Genomic DNA, 25,035 nt, shown 5'->3' with positions numbered 1-25,035 from the left:
TTCATCCGCCTCACCCTCATGCTGCACTGCTAAGCTTGCGCACAACCTCCTGGCTGTACTTTCTCTTGGTCATGGTATAGAAGCTGAGCTGAAAGACAAAGTAAACTGCCACTACAAGCGTTGTATTCTTCATAAACTCCGGTAAAATATCCGATCCGCTCATCACATGTGTAATCAGATAGATAAATGAGTATCCGAAGATACTACCAAGCACCAGCGGTACAAAGAAAGTAATCAGCAGTTCGGCAGATACAACACTTCTAACCTCCTTTTCGCTGATTCCGATTTTATATAACTTTCTAAAAAAGACTATAGCATTGCCCATCTCCGTGTATTGCTTGAAATACAGCACCATCCCGCCGGCCGTAAAGAACAGAATGCCGATCAGCGAGGTTACGAACACAAACAGCGAATAGTTCTTTTTCAATTCTTTGTAAGCATCCAGCTTCGAAGCGACAGGGAACAGTGTCCCGCTTCCATCCAGGTCTCCTGCATCCAGCGTATGCTTAAGCTGCTGCAGAAACTTCTCTGTTCCTCTCCACGAAGCAAAATCCACTCCGTAATGTGTGCCGATTGCTCCAGAACCGACCTTAGACAGCATTTCTTTGTAATCATGGTCATTGACGATAATCCCCGAGCTGGACGGATACGTACTTGCTGTAGCGAACCAGCCGCCATGATAGGAAGCCTTCACTGTATAGCTGAACGCTTGACTGCCGTCACTCAGCACTAACGCTGTTCCTGGCTCTACACCATGCATCCCGGGCTCCCAGGCCGTAATAATGTTTACAGCTTCCCCAACTGGAACTTCTACGCTTTCCCCAGTCAACAGATTATACATTTGTTGCGAGATCACCGGCTTGCTATGCAGAACATCGTATTTGCTGCCCTCCCGGTTCATAGCGAGACTTAAAAAGGTGGTCGTCTCCATCGTCTTGAACGGTTCCGAAGACCCATTCAGCAGCTCTTGCAGCTGTTCTTTCCCTATAGCGTGAATACCGCCTACCGACACAAACTCAATATCGTAGGGATTCCTCTCGGCGATACTTCCCGACAGCTGAAGCAGTGAAAAGGGGGACGCTACCAGAAAGATGCTCATGCCGCTGAGAATGCTGAGAATGAACATGATCCGTTTGTTCTGGTTGAATTTATGATGAATCTCCGTGATAGGCAGAATATGATGGTAATAAAAGCTTTTGTTCTTTAAGAGGCCGATCAGTGTATTTCCCAAATGCGCGATCACCATGTATATCCCTGTAAAACACATAAGGATATAAGCAAGAATTAGGAAAGGGTTCGAATTGAGATTCTCCTGATTGGCAACAATGACGAGAAATATTGTGGACAAAAGAACCAGCAGGACTCCTGCGATTCCGAGCTTAACGGCATTACGGTTCATGGAATTATCAAGCATACGAGAATTCTTCATCAGGTCAGAAAGCTCCAGCCGGCTGAGCTTCACACTCGACAGTGTCTGCGACACGGCGAATATGCAGGTAAAGACCCCTACAGTTGTAATAAAGCTTGCCGGGCTCAGGGAATACGCAACCCCTTTCAGTTCAAGCAGGTCAATCGCCGAATTCTGAAACAGTCTGGAGAAGATCGTGCCGGTAATAATGCCTAGTAACAGTGAGAACAGGTTGATCATCAGATTTTCCAGTGCGGTGATTTTCTTCAGATCGTTCTTATGCATACCTAGTGACATGAGGATGGCAAACTCCTTGCTCCTGGCCTTGATGAATGAGGAATGGGCGTAATGGATGAAAAATACCGAGAACAACGTCAGCGCGGCCAGGCTCATTAGAAACACAATCCAGATCAAATCATCTGCGGACTCCTTACGGATGCTTTCGTTAAAGAATAGCGCTGCATACAGGAAAAAAATCATAATCGCAAAAGCGCTGCAGATGAAATAAGAGAAGAAATTCCTGAAGTTCCGTTTAAAATTTTTGATCGCGATATCTCTAAACGTCATTTCGTTCCCCTCCGATAATTGCCAGGCAATCAAGAATCTGATCAAAGAACTCTTTGCGGACACCATTACTGACAATCTCCATGCAGATAGCTCCATCCTTGATGAAGATAATCTTTTGGCAGAAGCTCGCGGCGAAGGCATCATGGGTAACCATCAGAATGGTGCTGCTGCGTTCCCGGTTCATGGTCTCCATACATTTCATGACAGCGTTCGAAGACTTGGAATCGAGATTGCCTGTAGGCTCATCGGCGAAAATAATGTCCGGATCATTGACGAGCGCCCGGCTGACCGCAACCCGCTGCTGCTGGCCTCCGGAGATGTTGTACGGGTACTTCCCGGCAATGCCGTCAATGCCGAACAGCCGCATAATTTCTTCGCTTTTTGCCTCCATATGCGCCTTATCCTGTTTGTCGAGGATCATCGGCAGCATGACATTTTCCTTCAAGGTGAGACTGTCCATTAAATTGAATTCCTGAAACACAAAGCCGAGATGATTGCGGCGAAACAGCGCCATTTCATTTTTATCAAAAGCAGTGATGTTCTTTCCGCCGATATATACCTCTCCGTGGCTTGGTTTGCCGATTCCACTTAGTATATTCAGCAGTGTCGTCTTGCCGCTGCCGGAAGGCCCCATAATGCCGATAAATTCCCCTGCTTCCATATTAAAACTGACGGAATCCAGCGCGACTGTAGCATTCTCCCCATTTTGAACACCATACACTTTCCTAACGCTTCTTACCTCCAATACACTCATGCTGCGTTCCCCCCCTTGACCGGAATAGACTCTGCCATTCATCTCAGTTGTTATCTCCATTGTATTGAAGCGTATAAGGGTTATCCATTCATTTGCGTTACGTTGTCTTTCATTTTTGAAAGGTAGGTAATCCTCACCTCAGTACCCCGCCCTACCTTTGACTCAATCTCCAGCGGATGTCCCAGCTTCCTGGCAATTTCAGAGCAGACGTATAGGCCGATGCCAGTCGCCTGATGCTGTGACCGCCCATTTTTACCGGTGAAGAACGGCTGAAAGACCCGCTGCAGATCCATCTTGTCTATACCGATGCCTTCATCACGGATGGAAAGCACCGTAAGCGCACCAGCCTGTTCAATATGGAAAACAATTGGCTTGGACCTTTCCTTGGCATCCGAATATTTAATGCTGTTAGAAATAATCTGCTCCAGCATAGCACTGTTCCATTTGCTGTCTGTCGTGACCATTATATTCTCGTACGGGCATTCCACCACAGGATATACGTTGTTGTAGATGTATTGATTGCGCTTGCTGTTAATGATACTTCTCAGCGACTCTAGCAGATTGATATTCTCCGGGTTATAATCACGGGTAAACTGCTCCAGCCGGAAGAACTTCAGCATCTGATTCAGCATAGAGAACATACGTTCTTTTTCTTCTTCAATGTGCTTTAGGGCTACCTCTTCACCGGTTCCGTTCAGCTTATGATTCTGCAGGATCAAATCTATGACTGACAGGGGCGTCTTCATATTATGTATCCATTGGGATAGAAAGGCATGCGTGTTCGCTGCCTGCGTCTGCACCTCGTGGAGTTGTTCCTGATAGGTATGATGAATGCGCTGGATTAATGTGATAATGGCCAACTGCTCGCAGGAGTAGCTTTTATCTTCAATATCAACATTCTCAGTCAGCATCATGATTTCTTTGCGGGTTGAGCTGTATTTAATAAACCGGAAGATCATAAATACGAGATAGAGATACAGATAAATGCTGAACATATACATAAGCTGGATGCTTCCGTTAATGTAATGCTTGCAGTAAAGGCTTACCAGGAGGTGGCTGATAAAGTAGAACAAAGTAATCCCTAGATGATCCCGCATAAAATCCTTGAACAATCTAACGTTCATCAGACGAGCCTCCCATCGAAGAGGAATCAAAGATGTAGCCCACCCCTCGCTTCACCTTGATCACATCCTGGAACCCGAGGCTGAGCAGCTTGTTCTTGACCCTTGTTACGTTGACGGTCAAAGTGTTGTCCACCACAAAGTGAACATCATCCCACAGCTCCTCCAGCAGTTCTTCGCGGGTAACAATCGTATCCCGTTTCTCCAGCAGCTTCTTCAGCAGCTTGTATTCGTTCTTGCTCAGCTCCTCCACTTTACCACTCCGGGAAATACTGAAATTGCGGTCATCCAAAAGAAAGGGCAGTGCAGCTTGCACCGCTTCCGGCTTATGCGCATACTCTCCATACCCTCTGCGCAGAATTGCCATGATCTTGGCCAGCAGCACCTGAACATTCAGCGGCTTTACGATATAATCATCCGCACCGAGCTCCATACAGAGCACCTGGCTGGCTTCTTCATCTCTGGCGGATATGATCAGGATCGGTACAGTTGTCTTCCTTCTGAAGACACGGCAATAATAAAACCCGTCATAGTACGGGAGATTTAGGTCGAGCAGCACCAGCTGCGGTGCCTCCTGCTCAAACAGAGCCTCTACGTGCAGAAAATCTTCAACTGCCACTACTTCATAACCATATTTACGCAGGATATCCGTAAGTAACGTCCGGATCCGGGTATCATCTTCAACAATCATGATCTTGAACAAAGCGCCACCTCTTTCATCTACCTCTGTCATCAAAAAATCTCATATTTCCTTCGAAATAGATATGATAATATGCATCACCGTTGAAACAGCAATCTTGCTCTAGAGCCTTATGAGGTCTGGCTGAAGCTGAATCCGGATACTCCGACTGTGGAGTTATATCAAGGGATTGAATCTGCGAAGCTTAATCTCACCCATATAGTCAGCACCAGAGAGGAGCTGGTCCGCAAGGTCGATCGTGTAGTCTCCATCCGTGACGGCAAAACCTCCTCGGAAATGCTCCGCCGCGTTTCTTACACAGAAGAGCATGAAGAACTGGAACGCGGTATGGAAGCCACCGCTGCAGCGGGCAGAACTCTCATGTGGAGTATGCCATCCTCGATAAAGCGGGACGGCTGCAGGTTCCGGCAGCTTACCTGGAGTCGATCGGCGCCAAGGACGCCAATAAGGTGAAGCTTGAACTGGCCGATGAGAGAATCGTGCTCACACCGTCGGATGTCCCTCTCCCCAAAATGGCGGAGAAATCTGTACGGAGAAGGGATGACATTGAGCAGATCAATACGTTGCCCAGTCTCTAATTGTCCAGCCACATAGCAAAGTGGCCTCCCGGGAGGCCACTTTTACACTGCTGTTCAAGAAAATAAACTAACGATTGATCATCCAATGTGTCTCTAGTAATCAAGGGAGATGTTGATTTGAGATGACAAAAAAATGGGGATGGGAATATGAGGTTTCTATCAGAACCGTACAACTATGGTTAATCTTGATATCTACTCCACTAATATAACGCTGCAAGAAATTTCTGATGTAGCACATTTAAGTGTTTCGGAGTGCAACCGTAGTTTCAAGAAAACAATTCACATGACCCCATATGACTACTTGATTAAAAATCATGGAGTGAACACCGCTAAACCGCCAAATGTACTGCACCGTCTTTGTAAATATCTACTCTTTGCGCGCAGAGCAGCATGCCCAGCCCATTAGCTTGACCTTTTTCTCTTAAGTCCCTCTCTCTGCGTTCCCAGATTTCTCTGTCATGAATAATGTCATATAAATAGTAGCTCTCGGAATGAGCACCTTCCATCTCTTCCACAAAGATGAAGCTGCCTTGAAAAAGTGCCTTGAACCACTCAACCGCTTCCGTATGTGAGCTGAATACAGGGAGATCCTGTTCAAACCGCTCCGACAAATAACGTTGCTTCAGCCTGCCGATCCTTACATAATATTCATCAAGCGTTTGTGGAGTAATCATATCAAAGCCCCCTTATGCTTCACTAAAAACTTTTTCCAAAAATATCATGTTCTTCAGCGGAGGGATATGATATTCTTCATTCTCTGGCAACAACAATTACCGGCTGATTGTTCACGACTGTACATGACGGGTATTGAGATGTAGAGAATACACCACACCATTTATAATAGGGAGGCTATATCTTTGGAAAATACGGATTGGATCTCACTCGCGGCACTGGTACTCACGTTGCTGCTTATGCTCAGGGTAATCAGTCTCAATAAGCGAGTCAACGATTTGCAGTCACAGCTGGAACGGATCGACAGCCGGTCAGCGATGGATGGAGGTTTTATCAAGACGGGAATTGCTGCCCCGACGCCGCAATTTGTGCAGAATATGGATTTAATGCCGGATTTGGAGAACAGGCTGCGCCTGCTGCTGGCCGAAGGCAAGAAAATCCAAGCCATAAAAGTACTGCGTGAAGCGCGGGACTTATCCCTGAAGGATGCCAAAAATTATATTGATGATATGGAGCGGGGGAAATAAGGAAAGCTGTACCCGCTTGAATCAGAAACGGCTGCGCCCTCCTTAAAGGAATGGCGCAGCCGTTTCTTTGCGAGTATTGATAATCCTATATATCCTTACTCGTGAAGATACGCAACGAAATCAGATAAGAGCCAAATAGGATTATAATATAGGCCAGACCGCTGATAACCGGGATCAGAATGCTCTCGGTCTTGCCCGTGCTGACCCAGTTCGCCAGATCAGGTAACCATGTCATGAGCTTGGTCAAAGCGGCGAAATTAAGCATAATTAACATGATAAAAATAAAATTGACCACCTGAGTCCCTTTTTGGCCCAGCCAGTAATGCAGCGGCAGGTACACTGCGGCTAGCAATGGGAAGCTCGCAATGCACAGGGCAAGCTCTCTCCAGGCAATGGGCTCTGTGGCCCGCCCGGTAAGGAAGGCAATTCCATACAGCAGCAGGGTGCAAACCAAACTGAGCAGGCAAGAAGGAATCAGCGCCAAATATTTGGCCATTACAATCTGCTGCCTCGGCAAAGGGAGACTGATCAGGAATTTCTGATTGTGCTGCTGCACATCCAGTGTACAGGAATTGATCAGGAGCAGCATGGCCGGAAACAAGGCGAACATGGTGTAGCCATCAAAGTTGGTGTAGCCCATAATGATGTAGTACGGAACAAGCAGCAGCACGAACTTTTGCACCAGCACGAAGTCTTTACGGATTAGATACAGCGAGTTATACATGCACATCACATCCTTTTACAGTAAAATACATGATCTCCTCCAGCGTTGGCGTCTCGCAAATTGCATTGTCCTTGAAGAAGCGTTCCCCCTCTGCCCGGTTACCGACCAGACCCTCGAAGCCAAGCGCACTTTCCCGAATCCCAAGGAACAAGCGGCGGACATCGCGGTCAAGCAGCTCCTTGCCGCCTTTGACCAGCAGATATTTCTCCGTCAGCGCTTCCTTCATCTCATTAAAGACCATCTTCCCGTCATTGATAAAGACGATATAATCGGCAATCCGGTCAAGATCTGTTGTGTTATGCGTGGAGAACAGAATCGACTTCTTCTCATCCTGAATATGTTCAGTGAGCAGATCCAGCATTTCTCTGCGGAACACAGGATCTAGACCCGATGTAGGTTCATCCATAATGAGTAAATCAGCTCCATGTGACAAGGCAATCGCCAGCGAGAATTTAATCTTCATCCCCTTAGACAAATCCTTAATCTTCTTGCCTGGCGGAAGCTTGAACAGCTCCTGGTATTTCAAGTATGTATTCTCATCCCAGCGGCTGTAGAAAGGAGCAATAATCTTCTTCATCTGCTTGACGGTAAGCTGCTCGTAGTAAATATTCTCATCCGACACATAACCGATTCTGCTCTTGATGGCCGGTTGATGCTCCTGGTTATCAAGTCCGAATAGGCTGATCTCTCCCTGATCCGGATGAACCATGCCCATGATCATTTTAATCAGCGTTGTTTTGCCTGCTCCGTTCGGGCCGATCAGACCGGTAATATACCCTTCCTTCATCGCCAGTGAAATATCCTGCAGCGCAAAACGGTCATAACGCTTGTGCAGGTGATTCAGCTCTATACAGTTACTCATCCCTTCTCCTCCTCATATAGCAGTTTCAGCATGTCCACAATCTCAGTGTATTGGAGTCCAAGCGCCCTGCTCTCATCAATGACATCCTTCAGCTTAAGCTCCATAATCCGCAGCCGCTGCTCCTTGATAAATTCCTGATCAGCCCCGGATACAAAGGAACCCTTACCGACAATGGAATTGATCAACCCTTCTCTCTCCAGTTCCTCGTATGCCCGCTTCGTCGTGATGACACTGATCTGCAGCTCTTTGGCCAGCAGGCGGATAGACGGCAGCGGTGTCCCGGATACCAATTCACCCTGTAGAATCAGTTGGCGGATCTGCCCCACAATTTGGGCGTATATCGGCTCACCCGAGGTACTCGAAATCAAAATGTTCATGTTGCTGCACCATCATCCTTTTGTAACAATGTAGTTAGTGTATATATGTAATATATACATTATATATAGGCATGTCAATAATATCCTTTTATAGAACGCAAAACAGGCTGAACCCTCAATTGCTTGCGAGCGCAGCCTGAAGTGAACTGTCTCTTCTCATCATCTTAAACCAATAAATCCGGTTGTTCTTAAGAAATGGTGCACGATGTCCAGCTGGTACTGTACCCGTAAAGAGAAGTCCAGGCTCCAGCAGGTCTCAACGGTGACCGCCTTCGTACCGAGAATTTCCTGAACCGCCTTCCGCGAGGTTCCCTTTCGCTCACGCCGCCGGATATTGAAATGATAGGAGGACTGAGTTATGGACCGGTTCATTCGTTTAACGATTTGCTTGGCCACTCTAGCTGTACGGCTTCCTGGACTAATAATTAAAGTCTGGCCAACCCGTTTGGAATTTTTTTGTGAAAGTCCGTTCGCTTCATGCAGATCCAGATACCACGAAGGGCTATGGTGCTGCGCCAGCTGAAATAAGGCTCCAGCCAGTGAATGGCTGGCCTTCGATTTACCACGGTAAGGAAAGGTCCGGTTTAAATCCGGCTTGCCTCTGATCTTCTTACGATAAGCCTTTTTATTCACCAGAGGGACTATAATAAGTCTGCCTTTTAGGAGGATCAGCTCTCTGCGGGTGAACATTCCAGCCAGATTTTGCGCTGCACGGATGCTGGCCGGTTCATTCCCGTGTATTCCGGATACCACCATAAAGACCGGGCCGGGACGTGGGCTGCTAACGACATAATAGGGAGTTGCGTAAGACGTATCTGGCGCAAGCATACTTTTCTCGACGAACACCGAATCTCACCTCCGGAGCGGTTCCGTAAAGGAATATCTATATATAAGTATTCGTACTGCTGCTTACGGTTTGGACACTCCGGGAAAAACATCGTCCATTAGCCTCAGCAGGCTCCCTGTTTAGACAGACAAAAAGCCCGGTTTCCCGGGCTCTGTTAGTCATACTTATATGCTATTGATACTGCGGCAGCCAGTCGCCGTGGGCAGCTATCAATTCATCACACATGTTCACAATATCATCCATCGACAGCTCTGCCGCCGTATGCGGGTCTAGCAGGGCCGCATGATAGATATGCTCTTTTTTGCCCGTGATTGCCGCCTCGATGGTCAGCAGCTGTGTGCCTATGTTCGAGCGGTTCAGAGCGGCACATTGCGGAGGCAGATCCCCCACAAAGGTAGGTGTAACCCCGCTGCTGTCCACGAGACACGGAACTTCGACACAGGCCTCCCGTGGCAAGTTGGTGATCAGCCCTGTATTCATCACGTTGCCGCCGATCTTGAACGGGACATTCGTCTCGATCGCTTCCAGAATATAAGAGGCATATTCATGCGAGCGTTCATGCTGAAGCTCGTGGTTGCCGACGAGTTCCTCGCGCAGCTGCTGCCAGCGGCCAATCTGCTCCACACAGCGGCGCGGATATTCGTCAAGCGGAATCTGGAAGCGTTCGATCAGCTCCGGGTAGTTCCTTTTTATAAAATAAGGATGGTACTCCGCGTTATGCTCAGACGATTCTGTAATGTAGTAGCCGAACTTCAGCATCATTTCATAGCGTACCATATCTGTGTGAGGCTCCAGCTGTTTCTCTGCCGCCCGGCGCTTAATCTCCGGATAAAGATCCTTCCCGTCCTTCGTGACCTCCAGCAGCCAGGCCATATGGTTGATTCCGGCGATCTTCGCCTGCACTCCCGTCTGGTCGATTCCAAGGTGGTCAAATAATCCGGGGATACACTGCTGCACACTATGACACAGTCCTACTGTCTGCACACCGCCATAGGTGTTCATTACATTCGTCAGAACGGCCATTGGATTGGTATAGTTCAGGAACAGCGCATCCGGGCAGACCTCGCGCACATCCGCAGCAAAATCCAACATCACCGGGATGGTGCGCAGATTGCGGAAAATGCCGCCGATGCCCACCGTATCCGCAATCGTCTGCCGCAAACCGTATTTCTTCGGAATTTCAAAATCGGTTATGGTGCAGGGATCGTAACCCCCGACTTGAATCGCGTTAATGACATACTTAGCGCCGCGCAGCGCTTCTTTGCGGTCGGAGTAAGCGTTAACCCTGCATGTGCTGCCGCTGCTATTCTTAATGGAGTTAAGCATGTTCTCTGAGTCCTTTAGCCGCTGATGATCAATGTCGAACAAGGCAAGCTCGAAACCCTGCAGCGCCGCTGTCGCTATGCAGTCACCCAGAACGTTTTTGGCAAAAACAGTGCTTCCCGCACCGATAAATGTAATTTTAGACATGAACAATACGCCTCCCGTTGGTCGCGGTAAGAATGCCTGCCTTAAGCAAATAAGGAGTTTAAGCAAGGATGAATAGGGCAGATGATTGCAGTAACGACAGTCATTATCCGCTGTTTTTTTGCTATATTCACTATAAAATAGAATGCCGGAAATGAGTATGGAGAAATACAAGTGAGATATGGATCTTTGTTGCATTTGGAATCATGATGTAGTAGCCTGAGATTAAATACAATATCAATATGACTCAGTCATTCATGTATGGGAGGCCCTTCAATGAATCTCGAACATTCGTACTTCACTGCCAGCTTTAATCTCGTACCAGAAGAGCAGGACATGGCCGTATTATTCAGTGGTGAAGGCAGACCCGTACCCGGACACAAGATCGGCCCCTCCGTGCATGATTACTTTTTGATCCATACCGTGCTGGATGGTGAGGGCTTCTTTCAAAGCGGGAATGTCTCGCGGCACTGCCGGACCGGAGACACGTTTGTTATTTATCCGGGGTCCCTATTCAGTTACCAGGCTGACAAGGACAGCCCCTGGCACTACGTATGGGTAGCCTTACAGGGTGAAGCTGTTACAGCACTGCTCTCCGATGCCGGGATTACCAAGGAACGTCCGTTGCTGCATTCCGGGAACACCAGCGAGCTGCACAGCCTATACGAACATATTCGCTTGGCCTTCCAGCAATCCCCCTATCCCCGGCTGGAAAGCCTGGAGGCCTCCGGCTGGACCCGGCTGCTGCTCCACCAGTTCGGGCTGGCCAACCTCAGTGTCCTTCCAGCCCGTCCCAAAGAAATGCCCGAGGTCATTGACCGCCAGATCGACCAGGCGATCCGTTGGATCTCGCTACAGTTCCACCAGCAGATCAGCATCGACCACATGGCGGCGACGTTGGGCTATCACCGGGTGCATCTGTCCAAGGCATTCAAACAGAAGACCGGTTTGTCTCCCAAGCAGTATCTGCTGAAGATGCGGATGGACAAAGCCAGGGAACTATTGGGGGGAACACTCACCATTGATCAGGTGGCCTCATCCGTCGGATTCAACGATGCCCTCTACTTCTCCAAGCAGTTCCGCAAATACACCGGCATGCCGCCGAGCGAGTATCGCGCCGTTCTCCGGGAAGGCTAGGGGGAATGCTGAACAACCCTGCCGGAGTTCACCGGCAGGGTTGTTTTAAACCTATTAGTCACTATATATGTTCTTGCGTACCTTTAATCTAAAAGGCCCGTCTAAGCGCAGCTTTATTTCCTGTCCGCCTTGTCAACATATTGTCCTGTCAATGGATCATAGTGAGGACGTTCTCCGGCGATCTTAAGCTCAATCCGTTGCACCGAATACAGCAGCTCCCCGAAACCGATAAAAAACACACCAATCAGGCAGGACCAGATGAACAGATAGATACCGGCAGATAATGTGCCCATGTTCATGGCTACAGGAATCGAAGCAATCAGTCCAAGAACAATTATACCGCCGCCTAAATATTTTAAATGTTCGCCTTTCATTGACTTCCTCCTATCTGCAGAACAGACACATTATAGTTTGTTGAAATTCATTCCGATTACACCTGCGACAAGACTAACCAGCAAGTAGACAATGATCATCACAAGCAAAACTTTAAACAGGTTAACCGACCTTTTCATTGTTTGCTTCACCTCCTGTTAGCCCGCCTAATGGGTTTCTTATTTATCCGATGGAAGAAATGAAATCCTAAATTATTCCAAAGACTACTCGTGCTAATTGTAGTGTTTCAATACCTTCCCGTCAATGTTACTCCTTGCAGCGTATTAGTTAATTGATGCAATTGGGGTGATGCGGTATACTGCTGTGTAGACTTTATACTAGTGCAGAAATGATTAAGGAGGTTGTCAAATTGAAGGAGATTCGAATGCAATCAAAAGACCGCGCCGTAAGCTTCAGACTCATTGAAGAGTCCGGAGAATTTATAGTGTTTGACATGTCATTGTCTGGCCCCGCGCGGGATAGAACAAGCTACAGCGGAACAAGTTTTGAAGCGGCCTGGAAAGCTGTCGAGGCTATAATAGGGGTAACGGCTATACCGGACGAGTTCAAACCATACGCATCAACATTGTAGTAACAAGCAGAATGCAAAATCTTTTATGACATGAACATATAAATTTTAAAGAAAGGGTCCCAGGATTGGGACCCTTATTTATGTAGTCGCTTGAATAACATCGTCAATCTTAATGCAATCATATTCATACTCAATCTGTAATTTGACCTGTCTCAGTTGCAGGTCCACCGACATGACAACGCCCCTGATCTTATGGTCTTGTTCTGGATCGAACAGCGTAATTGTGATCTGTTCGTTATAACGCTTGGAATAAGCAAGTACTTGATCTATCAGCTCCCATTCCTGAGCATCGAGCACGGGTTTGCTTCGCAGACACTGTTTTTCTTCATCCTGGATGATTCGGCGTTTGTGCTCCGGAGTCATCATCCGGCTGCAGTCAAATATGCTGTCAAATTTCTTCATGTTGTCTGACCTCCTCAGCCCCACAAATAAGAACACTTGTTTGTATTATAACCATCTATGAGAATTTAAAGCAACGGAAAAATCCGCCAGTTGAACACTGGCGGACTGAGAGCTAAACGCTATTAGATTGAATATTTCACCAATAAAGATATGCCCGATTCACCGCGACGACCAGGTTATGGGGACAATTACTTCAAATTCTCCACCGGCATGTTCATTAGGAAGTACTGAATAGCCAATTCTTTTTCAATCGTCTTCAATACATCGTCTGTCGTATTCTCGTACACAAACGTTTCCTGCTTTAAATACGTTAATACAATATTGCAGCTATGGTCAAAACTGGCCAGAGCTTTGCTGTCTTTCTCTTCCAAATCCAAGCGCATTCGGGTAACAAGAATTAAATATTCTTCAATCAAAGCCATCCGGTACGCATCTTTCAATACGTCAACTTGTCCCCAAGCATACACGCCCCCCTCTATTACTTCAGAAGAGTGCTCCACATACTCAAGACTTGAGTTCAATAACAGCAATTCGATCCGTTCAAGGATCTCCTGATAAATTCCTTTGATAACTTTCCTTGTATCCACAACCATTCACCTCTCCAACTCCATTTTTCTGAGAAAATCAACCTGCCGTCCTAACCTGGAGGGTGCTTGGGTCTAGATTCACTGTAAACAGTTACTTAAAGAATAACCCCGTTTCAAGCCAATGTATATAATAATAATACAATATTGTAACCAATAAGTCTGTTAAATTGTTCTAATCCTGTTTAATGATAAGTAGAGATCATAATGCCACAGTTTCAAAGGAAGTGAAATGAATGAGAAAAATAGAAATCCAGTCGGCCTTGGAGCAAAGTATGAAGCAGCGTGTTCATCTTGTGAGCGGTGAAACTTTTACCGGCCTTTGTGAAATTGATCATCCTTCGGATTCCTTAAGCATTTCAACAAATAATGGTATCCATACGGTACCTTTTTGGACCATAAAACGTTTTGTTCACAGCAGAACATAGACAAACCAGCCTGGATTTTTTCAAAAAAATCAACCCGCCAACATACGGACTGGCGGGTTGATTAATGTACGCATTTCATACAATTTCAGCTAAATTTGAATCCCAAACTTATATCTATAATTTACCATCGAAATGCCATGAATACAAGAAAATTCAACTGTAGCCAAGCATATAGCACATAAAGGCCGGGAAATAACTTCACCTTGGAATCACAGCGTTCGATTCAGTATTGTCACGGCTTTGCCGCCGTAGCGGTAACAGTTTTATAATAGAGCTACTCTGCGCAGAGAGTAAACGTAGAAGGAGCTTCACATGGACCTCAAATCATCCATTTACCAGCATATTGTTACGGAAGGAACACATTATGAAGTCGGGCGCGCACTAGGGGCATTTTATAAACACGACACTGCTTTTATGTCCTTTATGTCCTCGCCGTTTATGGGCAGTCCGCCGCTCCATCCGGCTGCCGCTGATAAGGCAATGAATATGTTCGAGAAATATTGTCCCGGGGTCAATCAGGAAATCAAAGGTTTCGCCGATGAAACCGGCATCCGGGAAGAAGCGGTCGTTTTTTACTTCTCTTATTTCCAGTCAGCCGGCCATTGCAGCCAGGCAGCCTTGCGAACCGGTCCTACAGACAAAAGCCGTACATATCACATGCGGACGTATGATTTTGGCTGGGAGGATGCTCCCTATAATCAGCTTTTGCTGAGCACCACCCGTGTGACGGGCAAGCCTGCCCACATCGGATTTTCACTTCAGCTCTTCGGCCGGTATGACGGCATGAATGACGAAGGTCTCAGCGTGACCACGACCTCCGGCAGAATCCGGCCAGAAATGACAGGTGAGGGCTTTGTGTTCCCGGGAGTGGTTCGGGCCCTGCTCGATGGCTGCACAACAACCAAAGAAGCTGTTACCCTGCTGCGCAGCATGCCGATCTCCGATTACCGGAACTTTCTGGTGTCCGACAGGCACGGTTCAATGGCATTGATCGAAGCAGCTGGAGCCCATAAGGAAATTGAGGTTTATGATGCCAGCGCGGTAAGTCTTCCCCAGCTTATCGTTTCCACCAATCACTATACGCTGCCAGCCATGCAGCAACATAACCTACAGCTGATGCATAACTCGCAAGCGAGGCAAGAGGCGATGTACTCGACTCTCTGGAACACAGGAACGGACTACAATCCGCTGGATGCAATGAAACAACTGGCAGGTCAGCACCTGCCGGAAGGCGTCTGCTGCCATCACTACGATGAAGGCTTCGGGACGTTATGGTCAATCGTTTGTGACAATGCCTTACGGGAGGCGCATATATGCTTCGGTTCACCCATGAGTAACCCTTGGAGAAGCTTTGGGTTCAGTGATCCGCCGGGCATAAACGAATATACCGCTACTTTGCCTAACGAACAGTCCGACGCACAGTTTTGGAGCAATATACTTTAAGAACCTTTCATGTTGAAAAAGAGCGGCAACCGGCTGACCTGTTCATTCAGGGTCCGGTTGCCGCTCTATTCATGCTCTTTTCTCCGCTCACTGCATGGCTTTGTTTAGGATGGAATGCACAAAAGCTGTCTTGCCCTCCGTATAGGCTTCTCTGTCATTGCGGTATTGTTCTGCCAGGGCCAGCTTTACTTCCTCGTACGCCTGAACCGCAGCGGGATGACTCCGCAGATAGTCCCGGAAAGCGATATGCTCCAGATAACCTTTACCGTCCTTAGGACATACATAAAGATGATAATGCATCAAACCGTCATCCTTCTCGCACTCGAATACCTCTCTGCCCTCGATCCCGAGATTTCCAAGATGCACATAACCGAATTCCCGGAACCTCTCGATAATATCAGGCAGTGCCTCATAGCTCTCCATCACAACATCCAGGTCTATAATCGGCTTGGCCGCCAAACCTTCAATAGAGGTGCTGCCCACATGCTCGACAGCAATGACAAGATCTCCGAGGATCTCAAGCATCCGCTCTTTGATTCTGCTGAATTCGGCCTTCCAGGCGGGATTATAAGGAACCACTTCAATAGGAACAGGCCTTACAGCGATGTCCGTCACCTTCTTTGCTGGGTTAGTTATTTTAAAGTCAGCTTACTCTAAGCCTTCGCTCTTTGTAAATGATCCGGTACACACTCCAAAGTGGCTGCACGCCCCCGATTTCAGATGGCTGGGATAAAATGCAAACCAGTTTCTCATACTATCTGTTAACAGATGGAGGTGAAATCATGCCCAAAAATAGTGCCGATCCCAAACACGACCGTGCAAATAATAAAGCAGATAAGAAAAACAACCAGCAAAACCATGCACATCTTACTGAAGAACCCCAGATGTTGAACGCCAATAAGGCTGAAGATTATGTTCCCAGTTTGAATGGCGTCACCAAAAATGAAACTTAAGCTGTAAAATTGTACAGCAAACAGGCTGCTCCCCGTCGCTGAATGACGGGGAGCAGCCTATTCTTGTCTCCAAGTAAATAATTTAGTTTTCCCTTCAGTTGACTTGTCCCGTGGCTGAATGATAGGCTTTTCTTCTAAGCCTTGTTAAGGAGAATGCCCGATGAAAAAAGCGACAATGAAGGATATTGCCCGCCAGGCAAACGTTTCAGTAGCCACGGTCAGCTATGTGCTGAACAATGTCAAGAACCAGACGATCCCTGACCCGACCCGGCAGAGTATACTGCAAATTGCCCGGGAACTGAACTATGTCCCCAATCTCGCAGCGCGTTCCCTGGTCAAACAGCGGACCGGACTGGTCGGCATTCTGATTAACCGGACATCTGCATTGCCCTATTGGAAACGCCAAAATTACATGTCGCTGGTGGAAAGTCTGGAAGCGATGCTAACAGAAGCCGGCTATCATACACTGCTTGTCCGTTTGAATCCCCTTAATCCTGCGATGGATGTAATCCGTGAACGTAAACTGGATGCTGTCTTTGTGCTGGATGTTATGGATGAGATGTTCTACCGGATATCCGCCAATTTTGTGGAAGGCGTGCCGCTGATTCTGATCGACAGCATCATTGATGACCGTCTATTTAACCAGGTTAATTATAACTATCCGCAAGCGCTGCAGGCCGCTGTATCCTCCTCCGCAGCTCCCTCCTGTCTGGTCATGGAGAGCTATCATAACAATGCGTTATCGGAGTGGGTCATTGCTGAATCCGGCTTGCCGCAGGAGCATATTCATATCGTCAACAATTCGCAAGAGGTACAAAGTGAACTCGTGAGCTTTTTGACCTTCAACCGGGATAAGCATGTTATCGTCATCAATGAATTTTTGGCAAAAGCTGTTGAAAAAACTGCCTTGGCCTCTTCTGTTACAGCGATTTGCACCTGCGGGGTACCGGAAATCCTGCTGGACAGCACGACAATCATACAGTTTCAGAACGATAGAGCACTGACCGCCTATGAATTAATGACATCTGTTTTCCGCGAACAGTACGATACCAGCCTGACAGGCAGCAATCAATTTTTGGTTGAAGTTCTCCAATAAATTCTCTATAATAACTTAAACGTTTAAGTTAAGTAATGATGAGGAGGTTTTATTGATGAATATTCCCAGCGTTGAGATGGTGAATGCCCCACCTGTATCCCAAGTGAACTATCCGGTTTTACGCAAAAACAAAGTTTTCCTGCTGTTGTTCACAGCCAGTACGCTTACGATACTGGGAAATGCCTTTCACAGTCTCGCTCTTAGTCTATGGGTGCTGCAAGAGACTGGCAGTGCTAAAATGATGAGCATCATGACTGTCAGCAACCTTGTCATCTGTTCATTGCTAGGCAGCATAGCGGGTACACTCGCCGATCGCGTCAACCGCAGAACGCTGATTGTATGTGCCTATCTGGTACAGAGCATCACCGTACTGGGAATCGCTTACGCCCTTACCAGCCCTAATCTCTCCTTCGTCCTGATTGTTTGTCTTACCGGAATTGTAACCTCTGCCGGACAATTTCAGTCTCCTGCCTTCCAGGCTTCCCTGCTGACTGTCGTCGGCAAAGAGCATATCCAGCAGGCAGCAGGCTGGATGACCTTGTCAGAGAACATCTCCCGTACTGTTGGTTACGCTCTCGGCGGAATCTTTGTCGCTGCCTTCGGTGGCGCTTGGGCAATCTTTGTAGATGGGATGACCTTTCTGTTGGCCTTCGTGCTGGTGCTAGCCTCAGGCTCATTCACTGGTGTTAAAGCCGTACGTGGATCAAAAAAAACGTTCAAGCAAGATATTTTCAGCGGTTTCCGTTATATTTGGAGTAATCCATTTGCTAGAGCTGTTACCTTACTGCTTCCCGTACTCACACTATTTTTCCTCTCCTGCCTCATGCTGACACAAGTCATGGCCGTGCAGGTATGGAAGGCAAGTCCGTTTCAGTTCGGTCTGATGGAGAGCTGCATCCCGCTCGGGTACATGCTTGGATCGGGCTTGATATTGACTGCCGGGAACAGGATCAGGCACCGTGGTCTGCTGGTCGCTGTCAGTCTCCTGCTGTTGGGTCCGCTGTACGCCCTGCTGTCGGTTACTACCTCAATGATGCTGGCCATCCCGCTCATTCTGCTAATCGGCTTCACCTTCTCGTTCAGCACTTTACTGATTAATATCATCCTGAGACTCGAGGTTCCTGAGGACCTGCAAGGGCGGATGTTCGGTGTACTGGGGTCCTTAATGAGTGTGGGGCCCCCGTTGGGACTTGCTGTCTTTTCTGCGTCCGCCGACCATTTTGGAGCCTCTGGAACGATGCTTGCTGCCGGTCTTATCCTTTTTCTGTTTGGCACCGGAGCTGCAGTCGGACTTAAAGTAATTCGTGAATATAAATAAGAACAGGAGTGAAGTTCATTGGGCCAGACTGAATTGATTATGAAGTATTTGCGTGAGAATCCGCTGAAAAATGTAACCCCGTTAAAGATGATGACCGCTTATCATCAAGTTATTGACAGCTATCTGGTCCACCAGCAAGAACACTGGGGCATTCTGTTGCTTCTGCCTGCGGACGCTTATTCCTTTGATCAAAGGATATACCCAAATGCCGAGAAAATAGTGCTGATGGATTACAGCAGCCCTGAGGTGCTGCCCGAGCTGCTAAAGCGATTACCCGGAGAAATCAATCTGGTATTCAAAATTCAGGAGCAGACACGGATTTCAATTGCCGGTCAATTTCCGCTGCACAAAGTACGATGCTTTTATTCCTATAGTTCTACAGCAGGACAACGTTTCGCTCCGGACGCCGAAGCCGTGCTGAACGAACAGATGGATGACCGGCTGCTTCCATTATGGCGGGCGAATGATTACAGCAAGGAAGAAATTGAGCATTATTTTGCAGACGGCGCTTTTTCCATTTCCATATTCCGGGGAGACGCGCCACTCAGCACCTGCCTCGTCTTCCGCAACGAGGAACAAATCTGGGAAATCGGGGCCGTGCGTACGGCCGAAGCCGGCAGAAGAAGCGGACTTGCACAGCGGGTCGTCCGCACTGCGGTATTCCATACGCTGCAGAGAGGTTATATTCCAAGATACCAGGTGGAGGATACTAATATCGCCTCCATTCGTCTGGCCGAATCCGTCGGCCTTACGCTAGCGGTGAAGCTGGAGCATTGGCTAAATTATATAGAGCAGCCGAAATGATCAAAAATCTCTCACCGTAATATTCTGGAAATTGTTATATAATGCAAGGAGCAGCAATAACAATTTGTTATATGAAGGAGTTCGTTCATGAGCTATCAACCGTTTGGGCATCAGGAGTATTATACGCCGCCACGCCCGCCGGCACAGACAAACGGCAAATCCATTGCCTCATTGGTGCTTGGGATTCTGTCCATTGTGGCACCTTATATCGGGCTGGTGTTCGGGATTATTGCGATTATACTTTCCGCGATTTCCCTGAAAGAGATTCGTACCCGTTATGAAGAGGGTAGAGGTCTTGCCATCGCCGGTCTCGTCTGCGGGATTGTCGGGACGATTATTTACACCATACTTATTCTGCTTTTTATATTGTTTATTTTTGCTTTCAATGAAATGGACACGGTTAACACTTTTTACGGCACCAGCAACATCTGATAGGCTATAAGAAATGCAGGATTTTCGAGTAAATGGACAAAAAAGGAAGCTGAACCGGTTTCGATAATCGGCGTCAGCTTCCTTTTTTATTGCGGCGGGCTGCCTTTGGTCAGAAGAATGTTGATGTTCTGCTGCTGGCGGTATTCAGTCGGAGTCAGTTGGAACTTTTTGCGGAACATCTGAGTGAAATGGCGCATGTCCTGATACCCCACACGTTCTGCGATTTCAGCCAGCTTCAGCTTGGGGTTCAGCAGCAGCAGCTTTGATTGCTCCAGCCGCAGTGAGGTGACGTATTCTTTGTACCCCTGCCCTGTCTTTTGCTTGAACAACTGGCTGAAGTACGCCGGGTTCAGGAACACGACAGAGGCCATCTTCTCCAGCGATAGATCCTCGTTGTAATGCTCCCTGATAAAATGCAGTGCGACGTCAATGGCCTTCTCTCCGCTTCCCTTCAGCGGTTCCGCCTCAAACGCTTGTGAAGCGGATGCTTCCCTCATCCGTTTCACGACCTGCGGCACGGTATTGAAATCGTAACTCAAGCCGGAATGCAGGATTTGAAAAGGCATCTTCAGATAATGGTTGAGATGGGCACGGAGCTCCTCCTGAAACGGTTCAATCCGCTCGTTCTCCCTCAAGGTAACCAGGCCGAGTAAACTCTGCCGGTCGAAATTAACGACAAAACCGTTCCCATGCAGCTCGATCAGCTCGGAAAGTACATTCTCCACGATAAAATGCTCCAGGCGCGCGCTTTTTTCCCCCGGGTCCAGCTGTACCATCACCAAGTAAAAGTTGTGATAATCTTCGATGAATGGACCAATATCCAAATTGCCGATATCAAGGCCAGAGGCCAGCCGCTGGAATACACCTTCACGCAGAAATCTGAGGCTTGCCTTCAGCCTTTCCCCCTGCCGTGAAATGTCGTTGTCCTTCTGGATCTCCAGCGTCAGATTATTGATGATCTCCTCCAGCTTGTTTTTGCCGATCGGCTTGAGCAGATAATCCCTCGCTCCAAGACGGATCGCCTCCTGTGCGTAGGAGAACTCACTATGAGCGGAGATCACGACCCATTTCACATAGGGATATCTGCGTTTGGAAATTTTCATAAACTCAAGGCCATTCATACCCGGCATTAGGATGTCAGTCAACACGATGTGGATACGCTGTTCTTCCAGCACCTTGACGGCTTCCTCGGCCCTTGTAGCCACAAAAACCTGATACTCCGGGTACAGATGCTTAATCGTGCGTTTGATGCCTTCGCGGATAACCCGTTCATCATCGGCTATGAGAATGTTCACTTGTATGTGTCTCCCTCCACTCTAATCGGAAGCATGATGGCAACCTGTGTCCCTTCTCCGGGTAAACTTTGAATCTGCAGACCGTAACCATCCCCGAACATATATTGCAGCCTGCGGTGGAGATTCTGCAAGCCGATGCCGCCTTTGCCGCCTTCTTTCGGACTGTCGCCGTTTAGCGAATCCTGCAGCCGCTCCAGCTGTTCCGCATTCATGCCATTACCGTTATCTTCAACGAATAATTTCAGAACATTCCCTTCTTCACGGGTGTATACCTTCAGGATGCCCTGACGGTTGAGCGATTCCAATCCATGCTTGACAGCATTCTCGATCACCGGCTGCACCGTCATCTTCGGAACGCGGATGTTCAGCCAGCGCTCATCGACTTCGGCGACAATATGCAGCCTGCCTTCAAGACGGATGGAAATGATCTTTAGATAATGGCCGATCTGCTCCATCTCTTCCTCAAGGGTAACTTCCGCGCCGTCTTCCCACTGGCTGCTGTAACGGAACATGGATGATAACGAGAGTACAAGCTCGCCCAGCTGCTCATTCCCTTCCTCATCAAGCATCCAGTAAATCATATCCAGGGTGTTGTAGAGAAAATGCGGGTTCACCTGGGACTGCAGCGCATGCAGCTCGGCGTTCTTCTCACTGACGGAAGAGAGCTTGACCCGTTCGATCAATTCCTCAATCCGCCGGACCATCCGGTTGAAAGAAGCGACGAGAATATTGATTTCCTGATAGGAAGACACATTAACCACGCCCCGGAAGTTTCCGATTTCCACCTGCTTCATCTCCCGGATCACTTTCTTGAGCGGTGAGGATATGGTCTGCGACACAATGGAAGCAATCAGGGTGGATACGAAAATCAAAATGGAAATTACAATCAGCAGGTATCGCTTCATTTCGTTCAATTCCACATTGAGATCTTCGTCCGGCGTGATGCTCATTACCCACCAGCCGGAGAAAGACAGCTTGGAGGCCACTATTAAGCGGTCGCTTTCCTGCTGCACAATGACATCCTTATCCCCCTGCAGGGACGGCAAGTTCTCCACGACTGGTGACGGGTCCGTAGCCGAGGATACAAAACGCCCATCCTGAGACATCAGATAAACCTGGCTGTGCGCTCCCAGCTTCAGATTATCCAGCGCATCAAGAACAGGCTGCGGGTTTGTTTCGTACAGAACGATGCCTATCGGTTTGTGTTCATTGAGATCATAAATTTGCCGCCCGAAAGCGAATACAGGACTGTCCTCGACCTCATCAATGAGCGAATGTTCGTACACGCCGAGCCAGACCATTTTCCCCGTAGAAGCCTTAAGCTCATGGTACCAGTCCTCGGTGTGATACTCCGGATCTACCACGTTCATGTAGTTGCCGTAATTATAAATTTTGCCTTTGTCCATGATGACATGGATGCCTACCAGATCATCCCGCGAATAAAAAATCGAGCCAATGATATTCGTGATGGTCTGTTCATTGATAAAAGCCACTGCCGGTTCATCGGTTGTTTCATTGAGCAGGCGAACCATCTCAAAGTTATTGCTGAGTGATTTGGACAGGGAATCATACCCCTTATAGAGCAGGGTAAACAGCCCGGCCGTTTGAGCGACGTTCTTCTGCGACAGATCACTTATCTTTTCATGCAGCTGAACAGTAGTCCGGTTATAGTACAGCAGGCTGACAATCAGCAGAATACTGGACATGCAAAAAAGAAACAGCAGAAACAACCGATGGTGGATGGAATGAAAGCCATTTCGCATAGGACTCTCCTCCTTTCAACATCCTGTGTCTGCCGTTCCCTATTATAAATCCAATGCAAATTTAATTGCAACGCCCATTAACCCTTAACGGCTCCTGCCACCATGCCTTTTGTAATCCGGTTGGACAGGAAGAAGTAGATCAGGATGACCGGCAGCGCGCCCATGACGAGGAATGCGCCGATATTTCCATAGTTGACTGAATACTGGCTGACAAAAGTGTAGACCCCGAATGGCAAGGTCTTCAGTTTCTCGGAAGAAATGAAGGTTGCCGCCAGAATATATTCGTTCCAAATGTTGATGAAGGTCAGGATACACACCGTCATTACCGGCGGAATCGAAACCGGAAGAATAATGCTGCGGAAGATGCGGTATACACTGGCTCCATCAATAAATGCAGATTCCTCAATTTCATGCGGAATGTCTCTCATGAACCCGGAGAGGATAAATACGGCAATTGGCGTGGAGAATGCAATGTAAGGCAGAATCAGTGATAAATGTGTGTTCAGGATATGCATATTTTTGAAAATGATCATCAGCGGCAGCAGAGTCGCCTGCATAGGGATCATCATTCCCATCAGAAAGACCATCATTACAATGTTTCCATATTTCCAGCGGAACCGAGAAATCGCATAGGCAACCATGGAGGCCAGCACAATGACGAAAATCATCGTAACAGCCGTAACAAACACACTGTTGGATAAGTATTTCAGATAACTTCCTGAAGTATAGGCTTCGCTGTAGTTATGCCATTGAAACGATTTAGGGAAGGAAAAGAAGCTGCCATCCATAATTTCTTCGTTGGTCTTCAGGGAATACAGCAACAGCCATAACAAGGGATACAGCTGGGTCACTACAGGAATTGCGAAAAGAAGATACACGATTCCTTTTTTGAATTTTCGCATGATCGCGCACTCCTTTTCTAATTGAATTTCCGCTCGATTTTATTGAATACGGTATTGATGAATCCGGTAAAGACCAGACAGACCACAACCAGGAAGGTGGCAATCGCACTGCCGTATCCATACTTGAAGGACATAAAGGAACTGTTATACATATGGGTAGAGATTACATCGGTAGCATGTGCCGGGCCCCCCGCTGTCATGACCATGACCAGATCGAAGGCCTGCAGTGAACCAATAAACGCCAGTACAATTGATATTTTAAAGATCGGAACGATCAGCGGCAGGGTGATGTAGCGGTCCGCCTTAAATCCATCTGCTCCGTCAATTTTAGCCGCTTCATAAAGCTCATCCGGAATATTGGACACCCCGGTATACTGAATCAGCAGATGGTAGCCGAAGAACTGCCAAAGCGATACGAAATAGAGTGCGAACATGGCAATCTTGGGTTCAGTGAGCCAGTTATGTGTCCAGCTGTCCAGTCCCAGGGAGATCAGAACCCCGTTCAGCATCCCTCCTGCGGAAGCCGGATTGTAGACCGTTTTCCACAATTGGCCGATAATGACGACGGAGAGAATAACCGGTGTGAAATAGATCGAAACCAGAGTATTAGCTCTTTTCAAATAACGGTTAAGTAGAATAGCCATAAACAGGCACAGTGGAATTTCCAGCATGGAAGCCACCGCATACAGCAGTGTTCTTCTTACTGATGGCCAAAAGACAGGATCATTAAAAAACATATCTTTGAAATTGCCGAAACCGATAAACTCTGCAGAAGTGAGACCGTCCCACTTCAATAAGCCTGTATACAATGAAACCAGTATGGGAACAAACACAAGGCACACATACAAGAGCAGACCTGGCAATACGAAGACGGCTATTGTTCGTCCTGGCACCTTTAGTACTTTCATCT

The 25,035-nt window shown here is 47.7% G+C and carries 29 protein-coding genes and 1 pseudogene; 12 read left to right on the top strand and 18 right to left on the bottom strand.

Annotated features, from left to right (window positions below; all coding sequences use genetic code 11):
• Window positions 1-16: 16 nt before the first annotated feature.
• The 4 genes from NYE29_RS26225 to NYE29_RS26210 form a co-directional block, all read right to left on the bottom strand.
• Window positions 17-1,975 (bottom strand): ABC transporter permease, encoded by a 1,959-nt coding sequence (locus NYE29_RS26225; protein ID WP_340898076.1) that lies wholly within the window; start codon window positions 1,973-1,975, stop codon window positions 17-19.
• Window positions 1,965-2,729 carry an ABC transporter ATP-binding protein gene (locus NYE29_RS26220; protein ID WP_076111103.1) on the bottom strand — a complete coding sequence of 255 codons (765 nt, stop codon included), beginning with the start codon at window positions 2,727-2,729 and terminating at the stop codon, window positions 1,965-1,967. Before NYE29_RS26220 ends, NYE29_RS26225 begins: the two co-directional genes overlap by 11 nt.
• Before the next feature lie 80 nt (window positions 2,730-2,809).
• The gene (locus NYE29_RS26215) at window positions 2,810-3,853 is read right to left on the bottom strand and encodes a sensor histidine kinase (protein ID WP_340898074.1); all 1,044 of its coding nucleotides are present in this window, start codon (window positions 3,851-3,853) and stop codon (window positions 2,810-2,812) included.
• Window positions 3,843-4,583, bottom strand: a complete 741-nt coding sequence (locus tag NYE29_RS26210; RefSeq protein ID WP_340898073.1) for a response regulator transcription factor — start codon at window positions 4,581-4,583, stop codon at window positions 3,843-3,845. The genes NYE29_RS26215 and NYE29_RS26210 overlap by 11 nt, the downstream gene beginning before the upstream one ends.
• Before the next feature lie 329 nt (window positions 4,584-4,912).
• Here NYE29_RS26210 and NYE29_RS26205 point away from each other — a divergent pair, with 329 nt between their 5' ends.
• Complete coding sequence (locus NYE29_RS26205) at window positions 4,913-5,128, top strand: hypothetical protein (protein ID WP_340898071.1); 216 nt, start codon at window positions 4,913-4,915, stop codon at window positions 5,126-5,128.
• A 116-nt stretch (window positions 5,129-5,244) separates the two neighbouring features.
• A pseudogene (locus NYE29_RS26200) lies at window positions 5,245-5,438 on the top strand (AraC family transcriptional regulator); the annotation flags it as partial.
• Between the two features lie 19 nt (window positions 5,439-5,457).
• Here the strand turns inward: NYE29_RS26200 and NYE29_RS26195 are convergent.
• Complete coding sequence (locus NYE29_RS26195) at window positions 5,458-5,802, bottom strand: hypothetical protein (protein WP_076111106.1); 345 nt, start codon at window positions 5,800-5,802, stop codon at window positions 5,458-5,460.
• A gap of 183 nt (window positions 5,803-5,985) precedes the next feature.
• On the opposite strand from NYE29_RS26195, the gene NYE29_RS26190 reads away from it, so the two are divergent.
• Complete coding sequence (locus NYE29_RS26190; RefSeq protein ID WP_340898070.1) at window positions 5,986-6,327, top strand: ribosomal protein L7/L12; 342 nt, start codon at window positions 5,986-5,988, stop codon at window positions 6,325-6,327.
• Window positions 6,328-6,412: 85 nt separating this feature from the next.
• Here the strand turns inward: NYE29_RS26190 and NYE29_RS26185 are convergent, their stop codons facing one another.
• The 5 genes from NYE29_RS26185 to NYE29_RS26165 form a co-directional block, all read right to left on the bottom strand.
• Complete coding sequence (locus tag NYE29_RS26185) at window positions 6,413-7,051, bottom strand: ABC-2 transporter permease (protein WP_340898069.1); 639 nt, start codon at window positions 7,049-7,051, stop codon at window positions 6,413-6,415.
• The gene (locus tag NYE29_RS26180) at window positions 7,044-7,913 is read right to left on the bottom strand and encodes an ABC transporter ATP-binding protein (RefSeq protein ID WP_340898068.1); all 870 of its coding nucleotides are present in this window, start codon (window positions 7,911-7,913) and stop codon (window positions 7,044-7,046) included. The genes NYE29_RS26185 and NYE29_RS26180 overlap by 8 nt, the downstream gene beginning before the upstream one ends.
• Window positions 7,910-8,290 (bottom strand): GntR family transcriptional regulator, encoded by a 381-nt coding sequence (locus tag NYE29_RS26175; RefSeq protein WP_340898067.1) that lies wholly within the window; start codon window positions 8,288-8,290, stop codon window positions 7,910-7,912. Before NYE29_RS26175 ends, NYE29_RS26180 begins: the two co-directional genes overlap by 4 nt.
• Before the next feature lie 159 nt (window positions 8,291-8,449).
• Complete coding sequence (locus tag NYE29_RS26170; protein WP_340898066.1) at window positions 8,450-9,136, bottom strand: succinylglutamate desuccinylase/aspartoacylase domain-containing protein; 687 nt, start codon at window positions 9,134-9,136, stop codon at window positions 8,450-8,452.
• Window positions 9,137-9,308: 172 nt separating this feature from the next.
• Window positions 9,309-10,607 (bottom strand): alpha-glucosidase/alpha-galactosidase, encoded by a 1,299-nt coding sequence (locus tag NYE29_RS26165; protein WP_340898065.1) that lies wholly within the window; start codon window positions 10,605-10,607, stop codon window positions 9,309-9,311.
• 273 nt (window positions 10,608-10,880) lie between these two features.
• Between NYE29_RS26165 and NYE29_RS26160 the strand changes: the two genes are divergently transcribed.
• On the top strand, window positions 10,881-11,741 hold the full coding sequence (locus tag NYE29_RS26160; protein WP_340898064.1) for an AraC family transcriptional regulator: 861 nt from the start codon (window positions 10,881-10,883) through the stop codon (window positions 11,739-11,741).
• 113 nt (window positions 11,742-11,854) lie between these two features.
• Here the strand turns inward: NYE29_RS26160 and NYE29_RS26155 are convergent, their stop codons facing one another.
• Window positions 11,855-12,115, bottom strand: a complete 261-nt coding sequence (locus NYE29_RS26155; RefSeq protein ID WP_340898063.1) for a hypothetical protein — start codon at window positions 12,113-12,115, stop codon at window positions 11,855-11,857.
• A 368-nt stretch (window positions 12,116-12,483) separates the two neighbouring features.
• Between NYE29_RS26155 and NYE29_RS26150 the strand changes: the two genes are divergently transcribed.
• Window positions 12,484-12,705, top strand: coding sequence for a hypothetical protein (locus NYE29_RS26150; protein ID WP_076111114.1), 222 nt, complete (start codon window positions 12,484-12,486; stop codon window positions 12,703-12,705).
• A 78-nt stretch (window positions 12,706-12,783) separates the two neighbouring features.
• Here the strand turns inward: NYE29_RS26150 and NYE29_RS26145 are convergent, their stop codons facing one another.
• Together NYE29_RS26145 and NYE29_RS26140 are read right to left on the bottom strand one after the other, a co-directional pair.
• Window positions 12,784-13,107, bottom strand: coding sequence for a YolD-like family protein (locus NYE29_RS26145; RefSeq protein WP_340898062.1), 324 nt, complete (start codon window positions 13,105-13,107; stop codon window positions 12,784-12,786).
• 188 nt (window positions 13,108-13,295) lie between these two features.
• The gene (locus NYE29_RS26140) at window positions 13,296-13,694 is read right to left on the bottom strand and encodes a hypothetical protein (protein ID WP_144024334.1); all 399 of its coding nucleotides are present in this window, start codon (window positions 13,692-13,694) and stop codon (window positions 13,296-13,298) included.
• Between the two features lie 233 nt (window positions 13,695-13,927).
• On the opposite strand from NYE29_RS26140, the gene NYE29_RS26135 reads away from it, so the two are divergent.
• A complete protein-coding gene (locus tag NYE29_RS26135; RefSeq protein WP_076111117.1) occupies window positions 13,928-14,119 on the top strand; it encodes a hypothetical protein in 192 nt (63 codons plus the stop codon).
• Between the two features lie 312 nt (window positions 14,120-14,431).
• The gene (locus NYE29_RS26130) at window positions 14,432-15,562 is read left to right on the top strand and encodes a C45 family autoproteolytic acyltransferase/hydolase (RefSeq protein WP_076111118.1); all 1,131 of its coding nucleotides are present in this window, start codon (window positions 14,432-14,434) and stop codon (window positions 15,560-15,562) included.
• 87 nt (window positions 15,563-15,649) lie between these two features.
• Here the strand turns inward: NYE29_RS26130 and NYE29_RS26125 are convergent, their stop codons facing one another.
• Window positions 15,650-16,141, bottom strand: a complete 492-nt coding sequence (locus NYE29_RS26125) for a GrpB family protein (protein WP_340898061.1) — start codon at window positions 16,139-16,141, stop codon at window positions 15,650-15,652.
• 203 nt (window positions 16,142-16,344) lie between these two features.
• Here NYE29_RS26125 and NYE29_RS26120 point away from each other — a divergent pair, with 203 nt between their 5' ends.
• The 5 genes from NYE29_RS26120 to NYE29_RS26100 all read left to right on the top strand — a co-directional run bounded on the left by NYE29_RS26120 (window position 16,345) and on the right by NYE29_RS26100 (window position 20,165).
• Window positions 16,345-16,515 (top strand): hypothetical protein, encoded by a 171-nt coding sequence (locus NYE29_RS26120; protein ID WP_179091754.1) that lies wholly within the window; start codon window positions 16,345-16,347, stop codon window positions 16,513-16,515.
• Between the two features lie 160 nt (window positions 16,516-16,675).
• A complete protein-coding gene (locus tag NYE29_RS26115) occupies window positions 16,676-17,611 on the top strand; it encodes a LacI family DNA-binding transcriptional regulator (RefSeq protein ID WP_340898060.1) in 936 nt (311 codons plus the stop codon).
• A gap of 55 nt (window positions 17,612-17,666) precedes the next feature.
• On the top strand, window positions 17,667-18,929 hold the full coding sequence (locus tag NYE29_RS26110) for an MFS transporter (protein WP_340898059.1): 1,263 nt from the start codon (window positions 17,667-17,669) through the stop codon (window positions 18,927-18,929).
• 18 nt (window positions 18,930-18,947) lie between these two features.
• Entirely contained in the window at window positions 18,948-19,733 is a 786-nt protein-coding gene (locus NYE29_RS26105) for a GNAT family N-acetyltransferase (RefSeq protein WP_076111120.1), read from the top strand.
• A gap of 87 nt (window positions 19,734-19,820) precedes the next feature.
• On the top strand, window positions 19,821-20,165 hold the full coding sequence (locus tag NYE29_RS26100; RefSeq protein ID WP_076111121.1) for a DUF4190 domain-containing protein: 345 nt from the start codon (window positions 19,821-19,823) through the stop codon (window positions 20,163-20,165).
• A gap of 86 nt (window positions 20,166-20,251) precedes the next feature.
• Here the strand turns inward: NYE29_RS26100 and NYE29_RS26095 are convergent, their stop codons facing one another.
• The 4 genes from NYE29_RS26095 to NYE29_RS26080 form a co-directional block, all read right to left on the bottom strand.
• A complete protein-coding gene (locus NYE29_RS26095; RefSeq protein ID WP_340898058.1) occupies window positions 20,252-21,460 on the bottom strand; it encodes a response regulator in 1,209 nt (402 codons plus the stop codon).
• Window positions 21,457-23,223, bottom strand: coding sequence for a cache domain-containing sensor histidine kinase (locus tag NYE29_RS26090; protein WP_038592604.1), 1,767 nt, complete (start codon window positions 23,221-23,223; stop codon window positions 21,457-21,459). Before NYE29_RS26090 ends, NYE29_RS26095 begins: the two co-directional genes overlap by 4 nt.
• Window positions 23,224-23,300: 77 nt before the next feature.
• Entirely contained in the window at window positions 23,301-24,125 is an 825-nt protein-coding gene (locus tag NYE29_RS26085) for a carbohydrate ABC transporter permease (RefSeq protein ID WP_340898057.1), read from the bottom strand.
• Window positions 24,126-24,142: 17 nt separating this feature from the next.
• A complete protein-coding gene (locus NYE29_RS26080; protein WP_038592609.1) occupies window positions 24,143-25,033 on the bottom strand; it encodes a carbohydrate ABC transporter permease in 891 nt (296 codons plus the stop codon).
• Window positions 25,034-25,035 lie beyond the last annotated feature (2 nt).

The sequence above is a fragment of the Paenibacillus sp. FSL M7-1046 genome, from assembly GCF_038007405.1.
GTDB lineage: Bacteria > Bacillota > Bacilli > Paenibacillales > Paenibacillaceae > Paenibacillus_AQ.
Note: the sequence above shows the minus strand (reverse complement) of the source record. Positions and strands in the feature narration are given on the sequence as shown.